This is a genomic window from Actinocorallia sp. API 0066, assembly GCF_020991275.1.
In the GTDB taxonomy this organism is placed as follows: Bacteria; Actinomycetota; Actinomycetes; order Streptosporangiales; family Streptosporangiaceae; genus Actinocorallia.
On sequence record NZ_JAJLQY010000005.1, the window covers coordinates 42,740 to 58,075 of the forward strand.

The window sequence follows — 15,336 nt, forward strand, 5'->3', positions numbered from 1 at the left end:
GCAGGGCGGGCCGGGAGGGCGGCCCGCCGGGGGTCAGTGGAAGGACCAGAGGGCGAGGGGTGTGAGAACCAGCAGGACGGAGGTGAGCAGTGCCGCCGAGCGTGCCAGGAGGGGGCGCGGAGCGGGGTTGAGCAGGCGCTGCACGCGGGCCATCACGGCGCTGCCCTCGTGGGCGACGGCGAGGGCGCAGGAGGGCGCCGAGGCCGAGGGGGCGGTGGCGAAGCGCAGCAGCGCCTTGGCCAGCTCCTTGGGGGAGCGGTGCCGCAGCGCGCGGTCGTCGGCGCGCATCTCGATGAGCAGCGCGACGGAGTCGAGGATCCGGGCGACGAGCCCGATCCGTGGAAGGGAGGTGAACGGCAACAGCACCAGGTCGTGACGCTCGCGCGCGTGCGCCAGCTCGTGGGCGAGCACCGCTTCGAGCTCGCCGTCGTCGAGCAGTTCCAGCGTGCCCTTGCTGATGACGATCTTCGACCGGACTCCCGGCACGCAGTAGGCGGCGGCCTGGGGATGGTCCAGCACGAGGGCGTCCGCGCGCATGCCGCGGTCGGCGATCAGCCGCAGCAGGGCGCGGTGCCGGGCGCGGGCGCGCAGCACCCGGAAGCCCGACAGCAGGAGCGAGCCGATCAGCGACCCGGCGAACGCCATGCCCGCGAGCAGCACGAGCTGCCGCGGCAACGACAGCAGCGACCCGTCATCGGGGAGGAGGAACAGCCCGTGCAGCACACCACGGCCGAGCGGCTCCAGCGCGAAGCCCACGAGGGCGCCGATGGTGGCCAGGCCCCAGGCGAGGCCGAGCGCCTGCCACAGCACGATCCCCGCGCGCGGGGTGCGCCAGGTCCACCGGGCCTTGGCGAGCAGTCCGGCCGCGGGCACCGTCGCCAGGGCGATGAGCGCGAGCGCGGCCCAGGCGGTCATGGGACGGCTCGCGGGACGGGGCGGGGCACGGTCATTCGAGGTTCTCCAGAACCCGCCGGAGCGCGGCGGCCTCGTCGCCGCTCACCGAGCGGGCGAAGTGGGCGAGTGCGGCGTCGCGGTCACCGCTCAGGGCGAGCGCGCCGAGCATGAGCTCGGCGACATAGCCCTCGCGGGACTCGGCGGGGCGGTACGCCCAGGCACGGCCCGAGCGCTCCCGAACAAGGAAGTCCTTCTTGGCGAGGCGGTCCAGCACCGTCATCACGGTGGTGTGGGCGAGGTCGCGGTCGGCGAGGGCGCGGCTGACGTCCCGTGCCGTCGCCGGTTCCTCCCTGGCCCAGAGGATCTCCATCACTGCGCGTTCAAGCTCTCCCAAACCCTTCACAGCCCGAATTCTACCTCCCGGTCACTACGCCCCGTAGTACCCCTCGTTTCCGCACACAGTAGATCGGATGTTCTATCAGATTCCGCCATATCGCCGACAAGTAAGCAGTTCTTTACTTCTGGGAGACGTTACCGATGAGTAAAGAGGAGGTGCCGCATGCGCCGAACCGGTGCGACCATCGTCGCGGCGACACTGCTCGGCTCCCTGCTGGCAGCCGCGCCCCCGGCCGCCGCCGACGCGGGGTTCACTTCGGCCTACCGGACCATCCCCGGCCACGGAGGCACGCCCCTGAAGGCCCTGGTCTACCAGCCGAAGGGCAAGGACCGCTTCCCGCTGGTCGTCATGCCCGCGAGCTGGTCGCTGTTCCACGCCGAGTACGCGGGCGCGGCGGCGCGGTTCGCCAAGGCCGGATACGGGGTCGTCGCCTACACCTCGCGCGGCTTCTGGGACTCCGAGGGCAGGATCGAGATCGCCGGGCGCCCCGACGTCGGCGACATCAGCCGGGTCGTCGACTGGGCGCTCGCGCACACCAGGGCCGACCGCACCCGGATCGGCGCCGCCGGGATCTCCTACGGCGCGGGCATCTCGCTGCTCGGCGCGGCACACGACAGCCGGATCAGGGCCGTCTCGGCGATGAGCGGCTGGGCCAGCCTCGCCGACTCGCTCTACCAGAACCAGACGGTCAACGAGCAGGCGGCGCTGGCGCTGCTGACGCTCGGGCACATCACCGGCGATCCGGGCGAGGACTTCCTCACCGTCCAGGACGGCTGGGTCAAGGACCAGTTCGGCACCGCGCTCAAGCTGGCGGAGATCCGGGGCGCCGCGCACTACGTGGACCGCCTCAACCGGAACCGTCCGGCGATCATGCTCGCCAACGGCTGGCAGGACGGGATCTTCCCGCCCGCCCAGTACGTGGACTTCTACCACCGGCTGAAGGTGCCCAAGCGGATCACCCTCCAGGCGGGCGACCACGGCACCGCCGAGGCGCTCGGCGCGCTCGGCCTGCCGAACACCACCTGGACCGAGACCCTGCACTGGTTCGACCGGCACCTGCGCGGCCGCGCGAACGGGATCGACGCCAAGGGGCCCGTCGCGCTGAAGCCGAACAACGGCGGCCCCTGGGCCTACTTCCCCACCTGGAAGGGCCAGGCCGACCGGGTGAAGCGCCACCCGCTGCCCGCCCGCCGGATCCGGATCACCGGCGGCGTGAACACCGTCGCCGACAGCGGCCTCCTGGAGGCGACCGGTATCGCCGCCCAGGCGGGTATCCACTGGACGATCAGACCCGGCCAGGTGAACCGCAAGCACGCTTTTGTCCACCGCACCCCAGCGCTGAAGCGCCCCACCGTCGTCAGCGGCTCCCCCGTCCTCCGCGCCAAGGTCACCCCCTCCACCCGCAGCACCACACTGTTCGCCTACCTCTACGACGAAGCCCCCGACGGCAAGGCCCGCCTCATCACCCACGCCCCCTACACCTTCCGCGACGCCACCCCCGGCAAGCCCCAATCCCTCACGCTCACCCTCCAACCCATCCGCTGGCGCCTCCCCGCCACCCACCGCCTCACCCTCGTCATCGACACCGTGGACCTCCGCTACCGCACCACCACCCCCAAGAACACACACCTCACCCTCCACCCCACCTCCCTGACCCTCCCCCTCACCTGACCCCACCCCTCCGGCGAGCCCCTCCACCCAAGACCCCCACTCCACCCCAGGCCCTCCCCCGGCCCCGAGGTGGAGTGGGCCCCGCCGTCGCCCGAGGTCAGGGCGCGCCCGGCGGTGGGCGGGCGTGGGAGACTGCGGGGATGCGTGCGGTGGTGCAGCGGGTGAGTGAGGCGGCGGTCCGGGTGGACGGCGAGGTCGTCGGAAGGATCGACGGGCCGGGGCTGCTCGTGCTCGTCGGGGTCACCCATGACGACGAGGCGGGTCAGGCGGCGAAGCTGGCCGCGAAGCTGTGGGGGCTGCGGATCCTCGACGGGGAGAGGTCCTGCTCCGACGTGGGCGCCCCGCTCCTGGTGATCAGCCAGTTCACCCTCTACGGCGACACCCGCAAGGGGCGCCGCCCGTCCTGGATCCACGCGGCCAGGGGCGATGTCGCCGAGCCGCTCGTGGACGCCGTCGTCACCGGGCTCCGCTCCCTCGGCGCGCACGTCGAGACGGGCAGGTTCGGCGCCGACATGAAAGTCTCCCTGGTCAACGACGGCCCGATCACCCTGGTCCTCGACGTCTGACCCACCCCGGACACGACCCGGACACGACTCGCCGGTTCCGCCGGAACCGGCGTGGAGACGCGGCGCTCCCCCGCCGACGATCAGAACAGCCCCCACAGCATGCCGACCAACGACACGACAAGGCCGACGAAGGCCGCGTACAGGATGTACCGGTCTTCCTGGCTGAGGCGGTGGCGCACCTTGGGGGCGACCAGCACAACACCCGTCGCCCGGTTCGGGTCGGAGACCGGCGGCCGGTAGCTCGGGTTGGTCCGCCCGATGAGCTGCCACAGCCCGTCGTTCTTGATCCCCTGGTGCCGTTTGTCGTGCGCGAAGACCCGGCCGCGGACCTGCTCGATGCACTCGTTGCCCTGGCGTGTCTTCACCCGGCAGCGGGTGCGCACGAGGCAGATCTCGTAGAAGCTCCACAGCAGCAGGGTGAGCAGCAGCAGCCGCCAGTTCCAGGTGTAGACGCCGATCACGACGAGCGCGGCGAAGCCGAGCCACCACACGATCTGCTCCAGGTCCCGGCCGAACCCGCGCCGTGCCGCCTTTCGGGAAACCATGACCGCGTACCGCCTCCGTCCGGAACGGCTACCTCGATCTTCTCTTTATCCCATATCTCCCGTCGGCAATCACCGACGGCGGCCCCGGAGCGCCGGGTCGATCGTCACGTTCGCCCCGGTGTCGGGCGACACGACGACCTCCTGGGCGGCGGCGACACCGTCGGCGACCAGCGGCGCGTCCACCGGAACGGTCCGTTTCACCAGCGCCAGCCCGATCGGCCCGAGTTCGTGGTGCCGGGCCGCCGATCCGGCGAATCCGACCTGTCGCCCGTCGGCGGTGACGGCGGCGCCCTTACTCGGAAGCCTGTCCACACTGCCGTCGAGGTGAAGGAACACCAGCCTCCGCGGCGGACGGCCAAGGTTGTGCACCCGCGCGACGGTCTCCTGCCCCCGGTAGCACCCCTTGTTCAGATGCACCGCAGGCCCGATAAGACCGAGTTCGTGCGGAATGGTCCGGTGGTCGGTGTCCACCCCGAGCCGGGGCGCGTGCGCCGCGATCCGCAGCGCCTCGTACGCCCAGATCCCGGCGGGGTCGCGGCCCGTCGCCGTCCCGGCCGGGACGATCAGGCTGGTCATGCCCGCGACGTCGGGCAGGCTCAGCTCGCCCGAGAGCCCGAGCCCCGTGACGACGTCGTAGGACGAGGACACGTCCTCCACCTCGACCCGCAGCATGAACCTCATCCGGTCCAGGAACGCCGCGAGATCGGCGGCGGTGCCGGGCTCCACGTGCGCCCACACGGCCGACCCGTCGTCCACCAGATGAAGATGGTGTTCGATGTGCCCGTTCGGCGACAGCAGCAGCGCCTGGGTGGCCTCCCCCGGCGCGAGCGCGCTCAGATGCTGGCTCAGCAGGCTGTGCAGCCACGAGAGCCGATCCGGGCCGCTGACCCGCACGACCCCCCGGTTCGACCTGACGACGGCCGCCTCACCGCCCTCCAGGGCCTTCTGCTCCGCATAGGGGTCACCAAAATGCGCCGGAAGCTCAGTATCGGGGGCTTCTGCGTAGAACGTCATGAGCGGCACTCCCTGCACCTGCCGAAGACCGTCAGATGATGGACGTCGGTCTCGAACCCCTGCTCCGCCTCCAGCGCGGCCACCAGGCCGTCGGCGACGGACGGGGACACGTCCTGCACCTTGCCGCACCCACGGCAGCACAGATGGACGTGGTCGGCCTCGGTGGCCAGATGGTAGTTCGGCGGCCCGTGCCCGACGTGGGCGTGTTTGACCAGGCCGAGCTCTTCCAGCAGCTCCAGCGTCCGGTAGACGGTCGAGATGTTCACGCCCGTCGCCGTCCGCTGCACCTGCGCGCAGATCTCCTCGGGGGTCCCGTGCTCCAACGCCGCGACGGCCTCCAGGACGAGCTGGCGCTGCGGGGTGACCCGGTACCCACGGGCCCGCAGCTCCGCCTGCCACGTCGTCTCACCCATGTCCCGATCCTATGTCCGGAAAAAGCGTTTGCCTGCACGCCGGAACCTCGCATAGTTTCGGTGCCACGCAGGAAAGGAGGTGGTCCACGAGATGATTTCTTCGAGGACTTGCGAGGTGGCTGCTCGCTAGGAGCGCCCGCACGGGACTTGCAGTCTCCTGGCGAATCTCCAGCAGACACCGGGTCCCCGGACCGCCGTCCAGTCCTGACGGCACGCCGCCCCACGCGGCAGGTCCGGGGGCTTTCGCATGTCGGGGGCCGCAGCCGGGCCTACTCCGGCAGCACCTTCTTGAGCTGCGCCGACATGTGCACCTGCAGCGGGTGCCCCAGCGCCGCCATCTCGTACACCCAGCCGAGGTCCCGCTCCTCGGTGCCCTCCTGCGCGGGGAACAGCCCGTACAGGCGCTTGCCGCCGGTGACCTCCTTGGCCGTCCGGGTCCGCGCGACGACGTCCGTCACCAGCTCCACCTTGTGGAAGGCGACCTCGCCGGTGTAGATCTCCTGGACGCCCGTCGGGTGTGACAGCAGCACCTCGATCTCGCGCCCGCCGCCGGGCACCCGCCAGAACCCGGTCTCGTACGCCAGGGCCTCGCGCTGCTTGAACTCCTCGTCCAGCCGCCAGGTGCGGCTGGTGTAGATCAGGTAGGGCTTGCCGATGTGCGTGAACGAGACCTGCTGCGTGAACCGGAACCGCTCGATGGTCGGGTAGTCGCCGACACCATCGCCCTCCCACGTCCCCACAAGCCACTCCAGGGCCTTGAGGTCGGGGTGCAACTCATGCTCGAACACGATCTCCATGTGACCAAGCGTAGCCTCACCCCAACCGCCCCAGGACCCGCACGAGCAGCACACAGCCCAGGGCCACGAGGGCGAGGACGGCCACGAGCACACCGACGTTCACGAGCGCCATGCGCGGAGCATAGGCCATCGTGCCGGGCCGTGGCGGCCCCGGACGCACCCCGGGACTAGTCGGCGTGATCTTCTTGTTATGTGAAGCGGGACGACCGGGGGCGGGAGTCCAGGAGGGGATGACGGTGCCACAGCCGACGTCGGAGGAAGGCCAGCGGCTTCTGGAGGCCGCGTACGGGCTGTTCGCCGAGCTGGGTTACGACCAGACGGAGAGCCAGATGATCGCGGACGTCGCCGGGGTGTCGGTGGCGGCGATCAAGGCGGAGTTCGGCAGTAAGCGGGGCCTGTACCTGGAGGTGATGAAGCGGGTCCATCTGGAGGAACAGGAGATCTTCGAACAGATGGCCGCGCACTACACGTACGACGCGGAGGGCCTGCACCGGATCGTCGACCGGTACCTCGACTACTTCGTGGACCATCCGCGCAGCGCCGCGCTGTGGGCGCAGCGGCGCATGTACGACGCCACCGACCTCCGCGAGGTGGAGGTCGCCTACAACTATCCCCCGGCCCGGAACATCGTGGAGATGACCGCCGGCGCCGTCCGCCCCGAGGTGGACATGGAGCTGCTCGTCTGGACGATCGTGTGGGCGGTCCAGACCTTCGTCTACAGCGGGTTCCCGAACGCCGAGGGCGGCCGGGTGGACGCCACCGACCCCCGGGCCCTGGAGCGCTTCCGCCGCCACATCCACACCGTCGTCGGCGCGCTCACCCGCTGACCACGACCCGTCGTCGCTACGGTCAGTGACCATTTTGTTATTCTGCGAGGGGGCGGCGTTCGGGGAGGGGCTACGGTGACGGAGCCGGCTTCGGAGACGGGCCAGCGGCTGCTGGCCTCGGCGCTCGGGCTGTTCGCGGAACTCGGCTACGACCAGACGACGAGCCAGATGATCGCGGACGGCGCGGGGCTGCCCGTCGGCGCGGTCAGGGCGGAGTTCGGCGGCAAGCGCGAGCTGTACCTCTCGGTGATCAAGCACGTGCACGAGGAGGAGCAGCGGCTCCTGGAGCACATGATGGCCGAGTACACGCATGACGCGGCGGGGATCCACCGGCTCGTCGACCAGTACCTCGACCACTTCGTGGACCACCCGCGCAGCGCCGCCCTGTGGATGCAGCGCCGTATGTACGACGCCGCCGACCTCCGCGAGATCGAGATCAACTACTCCTATCCCCAGATCGCCGCCGTCTCCGAGCTCACCGGCGATCTCGTCCGTCCGGGCGTGGACATGGAACTGGTCATCTGGACCCTCGTCTGGACCGTCCAGACCTTCGTCTACGGCGGCATCCCGGACGAGCGCGGCGGCCGCTCCACCGCCAGCGACCCCCGCGCCGTCAACCGCTTCCGCCGCCACCTCCACTCCTCCATCGACCCCCTCCTGCGCTGACGCACAGCTCCAACAACGGGAAAGGCCCCGTCCCCCAGAAGGGGGACAGGGCCTTCACACGGCTGATATCAGCGGTTGTACTGGCCGAAGTCGTACTCCTCCAGCGGGACGGCCTCGCCGGAGCCCGTGCCGAAGGTGTACTCGCCCGCGTCGTCGTAGGAGCCGACGCTGTAGACGGCGGCCTTGGCCTCCTCGGTGGGCTCGACCCGGACGTTGCGGTACTGGGGCATGCCAGTGCCGGCCGGGATGAGCTTGCCGATGATGACGTTCTCCTTGAGGCCCAGCAGGGAGTCGCTCTTGGAGTGCATGGCGGCCTCGGTGAGGACGCGGGTCGTCTCCTGGAAGGAGGCGGCCGACAGCCAGGACTCGGTGGCGAGCGACGCCTTGGTGATGCCCATCAGGACCGGACGTCCCGCCGCGGGGGTGCCGCCCTCGGAGACCACCGAACGGTTGGTCCGCTCGAAGATCGGCCGCTCGACGAGGTCACCCGGCAGCAGGTTGGTGTCACCGGCCTCCAGGATGTTCACCCGCTTGAGCATCTGGCGGACGATGATCTCGATGTGCTTGTCGTGGATCGACACACCCTGCGACCGGTAGACCTCCTGGACCTCGTGCACCAGGTGCAGCTGCACCGCGCGCGGGCCGAGGATGCGGAGCACCTCGTGCGGGTTGACCGCGCCCTTGATGAGCTGCTGGCCGACCTCGACGTGGGCGCCCTCGAAGATGCCCTCCTCGAACCGCGACCGCATCGACACCGGGTAGGCGATCTCGTCGGAGCCGTCGTCCGGCATGATGACGATCTTGCGGGTGCGCTCGGTCTCGTCGATCTTGACCCGGCCGGCGACCTCGGTGATCGGGGCGACACCCTTGGGGATGCGCGCCTCGAACAGCTCCTGGACGCGCGGCAGACCGTGCGTGATGTCGCCACCGGCCACACCACCGGTGTGGAAGGTGCGCATCGTCAGCTGGGTGCCGGGCTCACCGATGGACTGGGCCGCGATGATGCCGACGGCCTCACCGACGTCGACCCGCTTGCCGGTGGCCAGCGAGCGGCCGTAGCAGGCGGCGCAGACGCCGATCTTCGCCTCGCAGACCAGGGCGCTGCGCGTCCTGACCTCCTCGACGCCGGCCTCGATGAGCCGGCTGATGACGGCGTCGGACAGGTCGGTGTCGGCCGGGTAGACGACGGTGCCGTCCACCACGACGTCGATGGCGATGGTCCGGCCGATGAGGCTGGACTCCGACGTGCCGAGCTTGACCAGCGAGCCGTCGGCCGCCCTGTCGTTCTCGGCGATCCGGAACGGGATGGTCCGGTCGGTGCCGCAGTCGACCTCGCGCACGATGACGTCCTGCGCGACGTCCACCAGACGACGGGTCAGGTAGCCCGAGTCGGCGGTCCGCAGCGCGGTGTCGGCGAGGCCCTTGCGGGCGCCGTGCGTGGAGATGAAGTACTCCAGGACGGTCAGGCCCTCGCGGAACGAGGACTTGATCGGCCGCGGGATGGTCTCGCCCTTCGGGTTCGACACCAGGCCGCGCATACCGGAGATCTGCCGGACCTGCATCGGGTTACCACGGGCGCCCGAGTTCACCATCATCCAGATGGGGTTGTTCGGGTTGCTCTTGAACTCGTCCATCATGTCGTTCGCGACCTCGGTGGTCGCGTGCGTCCAGATCTCGATGAGTTCCTGGCGGCGCTCGTCGTCGGTGATCAGACCGCGCTCGTACTCGCGCTGCACCTTCTCGGCGCGGCGCTCGTAGCCTTCGAGGATGCCCGCCTTGTTCGGCGGCGCGATGACGTCGTCGATGGAGATCGTGACGCCGGAGCGGGTCGCCCAGTGGAAACCCGCGCTCTTGAGGGCGTCCAGCGAGGCGGCCACCTCGACCTTGGGGTAGGACTCGGCGAGCTCGTTCACGATGACCGAAAGCTGCTTCTTGCCCACCTCGTAGTTGACGAAGGGGTAGTCCGGCGGCAGCGTCTCGTTGAACAGGGCCCGGCCCAGGGTGGTCTCCAGCCGGTAGGGCTGGCCCGCCTCGTAGCCTTCGGGCGCGACCCAGCCGCGCGGCGGGACGACGTCCTTGAACCGGATCTGGATCTTCGCCTGGAGCGACAGCTCGTTGCGGTCGAAGGCCATGATCGCCTCGGCCACGTTCGAGAACAGCCGGCTCTCGCCCACGGCGCCCTCGCGCTCGCCGGTCAGCCAGTACAGGCCGATGACCATGTCCTGGGTGGGCATGGTGACGGGCTTGCCGTCCGACGGCTTCAGGATGTTGTTCGTGGACAGCATGAGGATCCGGGCCTCGGCCTGGGCCTCCGCCGACAGCGGCAGGTGGACCGCCATCTGGTCGCCGTCGAAGTCGGCGTTGAAGGCGGTGCAGACCAGCGGGTGGATCTGGATGGCCTTGCCCTCGACGAGCTGCGGCTCGAACGCCTGGATGCCGAGCCGGTGCAGCGTCGGCGCGCGGTTCAGCAGCACCGGGTGCTCGGTGATGACCTCTTCCAGCACGTCCCACACGACCGGGCGGGCCCGCTCGACCATCCGCTTGGCGGACTTGATGTTCTGCGCGTGGTTGAGGTCCACGAGCCGCTTCATGACGAACGGCTTGAACAGCTCCAGCGCCATCTGCTTGGGCAGGCCGCACTGGTGCAGCTTGAGCTGCGGGCCGACGACGATGACCGAACGGCCGGAGTAGTCGACGCGCTTGCCCAGCAGGTTCTGCCGGAACCGGCCCTGCTTGCCCTTGAGCATGTCGGACAGCGACTTCAGCGGACGGTTGCCGGGGCCCGTCACCGGGCGGCCGCGGCGGCCGTTGTCGAACAGCGCGTCGACGGCCTCCTGCAGCATCCGCTTCTCGTTGTTGACGATGATCTCGGGCGCGCCGAGGTCGAGCAGCCGCTTGAGGCGGTTGTTCCGGTTGATCACCCGGCGGTACAGGTCGTTCAGGTCGGAGGTGGCGAAGCGGCCACCGTCGAGCTGGACCATCGGCCGCAGGTCCGGCGGGATCACCGGGATGCAGTCGAGCACCATGCCGAGCGGGCTGTTGCTGGTGTTGAGGAACGCCGAGACGACCTTGAGCCGCTTGAGGGCGCGCGCCTTCTTCTGGCCCTTGCCGGAGCGGATGATCTCGCGCAGCTTCTCGGCCTCGGCCTCGAGGTCGAAGTTCTGGAGCCGGGCCTGGATGGCCGCGGCGCCCATGCCGCCCGAGAAGTACTTGCCGAAGCGGTCCCGCATCTCGCGGTACAGCATCTCGTCGCCCTCGAGGTCCTGGACCTTGAGGTTCTTGAACCGGCTCCACACCTCGTCGAGGCGGTCGATCTCGCGCTGCGCGCGGTCGCGGAGCTGCTTCATCTCCCGCTCGGCGCCCTCGCGGACCTTGCGGCGCTGGTCGGCCTTGGCGCCGGCCGCCTCCAGCTCCGCGAGGTCGGCTTCCAGCTTCTGCTGGCGGGCCTCGATGTCGGAGTCGCGGCGCTGCTCCAGCTGCTGGCGCTCGACGGAGACGTGCGCCTCCAGCGTCGGCAGGTCACGGTCACGGCGCTCGGTGTCCACGCTCGTGATCATGTACGCGGCGAAGTAGATGATCTTCTCGAGATCCTTCGGCGCGAGGTCGAGCAGGTAGCCCAGGCGCGACGGGACGCCCTTGAAGTACCAGATGTGGGTGACCGGCGCGGCCAGCTCGATGTGGCCCATCCGCTCACGGCGCACCTTGGCGCGGGTCACCTCGACGCCGCAGCGCTCACAGATGATGCCCTTGAAGCGCACCCGCTTGTACTTGCCGCAGTAGCACTCCCAGTCCCGGGTCGGACCGAAGATCTTCTCGCAGAAGAGTCCGTCCTTTTCGGGCTTGAGGGTCCGGTAGTTGATGGTCTCGGGCTTCTTCACCTCGCCGTGCGACCACTGACGGATGTCGTCGGCGGTCGCCAGGCCGATGCGCAGCTCGTCGAAGAAGTTGACGTCAAGCACTGGCTACTCCTCTCAGACTTCCTCGACGCTGGACGGCTCGCGCCGCGACAGGTCGATGCCCAGCTCTTCCGCCGCCCGGAAGACGTCCTCGTCGCTGTCCCGCAGCTCGATGTTCATGCCGTCACTGGACAGCACCTCGACGTTCAGGCAGAGCGACTGCATCTCCTTGATGAGGACCTTGAAGGACTCGGGGATGCCGGGTTCGGGGATGTTCTCGCCCTTGACGATCGCCTCGTAGACCTTCACGCGGCCCAGGACGTCGTCGGACTTGATGGTCAGCAGCTCCTGCAGGGCGTAGGCGGCGCCGTACGCCTCCAGCGCCCACACCTCCATCTCGCCGAACCGCTGGCCGCCGAACTGCGCCTTGCCGCCCAGCGGCTGCTGGGTGATCATCGAGTACGGGCCGGTGGACCGGGCGTGGATCTTGTCGTCCACGAGGTGCAGCAGCTTCAGGATGTAGATGTAACCGACCGAGATCGGGTCCTTGAACGGCTCGCCGGAGCGGCCGTCGAACAGCCTGGCCTTGCCGCCGGGGCCGACCATGCGGTTGCCGTCGCGGTTCGGGATCGTGCTGTCCAGCAGGCCCTGGACGTCCTCCTGGTGCGCGCCGTCGAAGACCGGGGTCGCCGTGTTGGTCCACGGCTCGGCCTCCTCCAGGCCGATGCCCTTCAGCTGGCGCTTCCAGTCGGCGTCGTCGCCCTCGATCTTCCAGCCGCGCGAGGCGACCCACCCGAGGTGGGTCTCCAGGACCTGGCCGACGTTCATACGTCCAGGAACACCGAGCGGGTTCAGAACGATGTCGACAGGGGTGCCGTCCTCCAGGAACGGCATGTCCTCGACCGGCAGGACCTTGGAGATGACGCCCTTGTTGCCGTGCCGGCCCGCGAGCTTGTCACCGTCGGTGATCTTGCGCTTCTGGGCGACGTAGACGCGGACCAGCTCGTTCACGCCGGGCGGCAGCTCGTCGCCCTCGTCGCGGGAGAACACCCGGACGCCTATCACCTTGCCGGACTCGCCGTGCGGCACCTTGAGGGAGGTGTCGCGGACCTCGCGCGCCTTCTCACCGAAGATCGCGCGCAGCAGCCGCTCCTCGGGGGTCAGCTCGGTCTCGCCCTTGGGCGTGACCTTGCCGACGAGGATGTCGCCGGTGACGACGTCGGCGCCGATCCGGATGATGCCGCGCTCGTCGAGGTCGGCCAGGACCTCCTCGGAGACGTTCGGGATGTCCCGGGTGATCTCCTCGGGGCCCAGCTTGGTGTCGCGGGCGTCGACCTCGTGCTCCTCGATGTGGATCGAGGACAGCACGTCGTCCTGCACGAGGCGCTGCGACAGGATGATCGCGTCCTCGTAGTTGTGGCCCTCCCACGGCATGAACGCCACGAGGAGGTTCTTGCCGAGGGCCATCTCGCCCTGGTCGGTGCAGGGGCCGTCGGCGAGGACCTGCCCGGCCTCCACGCGCTGGCCTTCGTCGACGATGGGCTTCTGGTTGAAGCAGGTGCCCTGGTTGGACCGCTTGAACTTGGCGACCCGGTACGTCTGGCGGGTGCCGTCGTCGTTCATCACGGTGATGTAGTCGGCGGAGACCTCCTCGACCACACCCGCCTTGTCGGAGGTGATGACGTCGCCCGCGTCGGTGGCGGCGCGGTACTCCATGCCGGTGCCGACCAGCGGCGCCTCGCTGCGCAGCAGCGGGACGGACTGGCGCTGCATGTTCGAGCCCATGAGCGCGCGGTTGGCGTCGTCGTGCTCCAGGAACGGGATCATCGCGGTGGCGACCGAGGTCATCTGCCGCGCGGACACGTCCATGTAGTCGACCTCGCTGGCGCGCGCCAGTTCGGTCTCACCGCCCTTGGTGCGGACCAGGACCCGGGCCTCGGCGAAGGTGCCGTCGGTGTTGAGCAGCGAGTTGGCCTGCGCCTTGACGAACCTGTCCTCCTCGTCGGCGGTCAGGTAGTCGATCTGGTCGGTGACCTTGCCGTCGATGACCTTGCGGTACGGCGTCTCGATGAAGCCGAACGGGTTCACCCTGCCGAACGCGGCGAGCGAGCCGATGAGGCCGATGTTCGGGCCTTCCGGCGTCTCGATCGGACACATGCGGCCGTAGTGCGACGGGTGGACGTCACGGACCTCCATGCCGGCGCGCTCGCGGGACAGACCGCCCGGACCCAGCGCGGACAGGCGCCGCTTGTGGGTCAGGCCCGCGAGCGGGTTGGTCTGGTCCATGAACTGCGAGAGCTGCGAGGTGCCGAAGAACTCCTTGATCGACGCCACGACCGGGCGGATGTTGATCAGGGTCTGCGGGGTGATCGCCTCGACGTCCTGGGTGGTCATCCGCTCACGGACGACGCGCTCCATCCGGGCCAGGCCGAGCCGGACCTGGTTCTGGATGAGCTCGCCGACCGAGCGCAGGCGCCGGTTGCCGAAGTGGTCGATGTCGTCGACCTCGACGGGCAGGGTGCGGCCGTCGGTCGCGGTGAACTCCTCCTCGCCGGCGTGCAGGCGGACCAGGTATTCGATCGTCGCGACGATGTCGTCCTCGGTCAGCGTGCCCTGGTGCATCTCCAGGCCCAGGCCGAGCTTCTTGTTCACCTTGTAGCGGCCGACCTTGGCGAGGTCGTAGCGCTTGGGGTTGAAGTACAGGTTGTTGAGCAGCGTCTGCGCCGACTCCTTGGTCGGCGGCTCACCCGGCCGCAGCTTGCGGTAGATGTCGAGCAGCGCCTCGTCCTGGCCGGACGTGTGGTCCTTCTCCAGGGTGATGTTCATCGACTCGTACTGGCCGAAGCGCTCGCGGATGCGCTCGTCGTCCCAGCCGAGCGCCTTGAGCAGGACGGTGACGCCCTGCTTGCGCTTGCGGTCGATGCGCACGCCGACGTTGTCGCGCTTGTCGATCTCGAATTCCAGCCAGGCGCCCCGGGACGGGATGACCTTGCAGCCGTAGATGTCCTTGTCGGACGTCTTGTCGAGCTGGCGGTCGAAATAGACACCGGGGGAGCGGACGAGCTGCGAGACGACGACGCGCTCGGTGCCGTTGATGATGAAGGTGCCCTTGGGCGTCATGAGCGGGAAGTCACCCATGAACACCGTCTGGCTCTTGATCTCGCCGGTGGTGTTGTTGATGAACTCCGCCGTGACGAACATGGGGGCGGAGTAGGTCATGTCCTTGTCCTTGCACTCGTCGACCGAGTACTTGGGCGGCTCGAACCGGTGGTCCCGGAACGAGAGGGACATGGTCCCGGAGAAGTCCTCGATGGGACTGATCTCCTCGAAGATCTCTTCGAGACCCGACTGGGTCGGTACATCCTTGCGACCGGCATCCTGGGCCGCCTTCACCCGGTTCTTCCAACGCTCATTGCCGAGCAGAGTGTCGAACGACTCTGTCTGGAGAGCGAGAAGATCCGGGACTTCCAGCGGCTCATTGATGCGCGCGAAGGAGACGCGGTTCGGACCGGTCAGGGTCTTCGAGGCGTTGCGCGAGGCTGCCAAGAGTGGTCCTTCCGAGGGCTCGCGGCGGTACGGGCGTGCACGCCAATGCATCCCCGAAAAACCCGTGTCGCCGGTCGGAGTCCACCGCTCGTAGCGGGTCGCTC

At 69.1% G+C, this 15,336-nt stretch carries 12 protein-coding genes; 4 read left to right on the forward strand and 8 right to left on the reverse strand.

Going from position 1 to position 15,336, the window contains the following annotated elements; all coding sequences use genetic code 11:
* Positions 1-33: 33 nt before the first annotated feature.
* Together LO762_RS13790 and LO762_RS13795 are read right to left on the reverse strand one after the other, a co-directional pair.
* A complete protein-coding gene (locus tag LO762_RS13790) occupies positions 34-915 on the reverse strand; it encodes a M56 family metallopeptidase (RefSeq protein ID WP_230615035.1) in 882 nt (293 codons plus the stop codon).
* 31 nt (positions 916-946) lie between these two features.
* Positions 947-1,297, reverse strand: coding sequence for a BlaI/MecI/CopY family transcriptional regulator (locus tag LO762_RS13795; protein ID WP_308103860.1), 351 nt, complete (start codon positions 1,295-1,297; stop codon positions 947-949).
* Positions 1,298-1,453: 156 nt separating this feature from the next.
* On the opposite strand from LO762_RS13795, the gene LO762_RS13800 reads away from it, so the two are divergent.
* Positions 1,454-2,962, forward strand: coding sequence for a CocE/NonD family hydrolase (locus tag LO762_RS13800; protein WP_230615036.1), 1,509 nt, complete (start codon positions 1,454-1,456; stop codon positions 2,960-2,962).
* A gap of 140 nt (positions 2,963-3,102) precedes the next feature.
* Positions 3,103-3,528, forward strand: a complete 426-nt coding sequence (gene dtd / locus LO762_RS13805) for a D-aminoacyl-tRNA deacylase (RefSeq protein WP_230615037.1) — start codon at positions 3,103-3,105, stop codon at positions 3,526-3,528.
* Between the two features lie 80 nt (positions 3,529-3,608).
* On the opposite strand, the gene LO762_RS13810 is transcribed toward dtd, so the two are convergent.
* From LO762_RS13810 to LO762_RS13825, 4 genes are all read right to left on the reverse strand, one after another.
* Positions 3,609-4,073, reverse strand: a complete 465-nt coding sequence (locus tag LO762_RS13810) for a hypothetical protein (protein WP_230615038.1) — start codon at positions 4,071-4,073, stop codon at positions 3,609-3,611.
* A gap of 69 nt (positions 4,074-4,142) precedes the next feature.
* Complete coding sequence (locus LO762_RS13815; RefSeq protein ID WP_230615039.1) at positions 4,143-5,087, reverse strand: folate-binding protein YgfZ; 945 nt, start codon at positions 5,085-5,087, stop codon at positions 4,143-4,145.
* On the reverse strand, positions 5,084-5,500 hold the full coding sequence (locus LO762_RS13820) for a Fur family transcriptional regulator (RefSeq protein WP_230615040.1): 417 nt from the start codon (positions 5,498-5,500) through the stop codon (positions 5,084-5,086). Before LO762_RS13820 ends, LO762_RS13815 begins: the two co-directional genes overlap by 4 nt.
* 269 nt (positions 5,501-5,769) lie before the next feature.
* Positions 5,770-6,297, reverse strand: coding sequence for an FABP family protein (locus LO762_RS13825; RefSeq protein ID WP_230615041.1), 528 nt, complete (start codon positions 6,295-6,297; stop codon positions 5,770-5,772).
* A 230-nt stretch (positions 6,298-6,527) separates the two neighbouring features.
* Here LO762_RS13825 and LO762_RS13830 point away from each other — a divergent pair, with 230 nt between their 5' ends.
* Together LO762_RS13830 and LO762_RS13835 are read left to right on the forward strand one after the other, a co-directional pair.
* Positions 6,528-7,124 (forward strand): TetR/AcrR family transcriptional regulator, encoded by a 597-nt coding sequence (locus LO762_RS13830; protein ID WP_230615042.1) that lies wholly within the window; start codon positions 6,528-6,530, stop codon positions 7,122-7,124.
* A 75-nt stretch (positions 7,125-7,199) separates the two neighbouring features.
* Entirely contained in the window at positions 7,200-7,790 is a 591-nt protein-coding gene (locus LO762_RS13835) for a TetR/AcrR family transcriptional regulator (protein WP_230615043.1), read from the forward strand.
* Positions 7,791-7,858: 68 nt separating this feature from the next.
* On the opposite strand, the gene LO762_RS13840 is transcribed toward LO762_RS13835, so the two are convergent.
* Positions 7,859-11,749, reverse strand: a complete 3,891-nt coding sequence (locus LO762_RS13840) for a DNA-directed RNA polymerase subunit beta' (RefSeq protein ID WP_230615044.1) — start codon at positions 11,747-11,749, stop codon at positions 7,859-7,861.
* A 12-nt stretch (positions 11,750-11,761) separates the two neighbouring features.
* Positions 11,762-15,232: a DNA-directed RNA polymerase subunit beta gene (gene rpoB / locus LO762_RS13845; RefSeq protein WP_230615045.1), complete on the reverse strand. Its 3,471-nt coding sequence runs from the start codon at positions 15,230-15,232 to the stop codon at positions 11,762-11,764.
* Between the last annotated feature and the right edge of the window lie 104 nt (positions 15,233-15,336).

Coding starts and splice junctions, on each gene's coding strand:
- LO762_RS13800 (WP_230615036.1), top strand. CDS start 1,454: ATGCGCCGAACCGGTGCGACCATCGTCGCGGCGACACTGCTCGGCTCC.
- LO762_RS13790 (WP_230615035.1), bottom strand. CDS start 915: ATGACCGCCTGGGCCGCGCTCGCGCTCATCGCCCTGGCGACGGTGCCC.
- LO762_RS13830 (WP_230615042.1), top strand. CDS start 6,528: ATGACGGTGCCACAGCCGACGTCGGAGGAAGGCCAGCGGCTTCTGGAG.
- LO762_RS13825 (WP_230615041.1), bottom strand. CDS start 6,297: ATGGAGATCGTGTTCGAGCATGAGTTGCACCCCGACCTCAAGGCCCTG.
- LO762_RS13820 (WP_230615040.1), bottom strand. CDS start 5,500: ATGGGTGAGACGACGTGGCAGGCGGAGCTGCGGGCCCGTGGGTACCGG.
- LO762_RS13815 (WP_230615039.1), bottom strand. CDS start 5,087: ATGACGTTCTACGCAGAAGCCCCCGATACTGAGCTTCCGGCGCATTTT.
- LO762_RS13810 (WP_230615038.1), bottom strand. CDS start 4,073: ATGGTTTCCCGAAAGGCGGCACGGCGCGGGTTCGGCCGGGACCTGGAG.
- dtd (WP_230615037.1), top strand. CDS start 3,103: ATGCGTGCGGTGGTGCAGCGGGTGAGTGAGGCGGCGGTCCGGGTGGAC.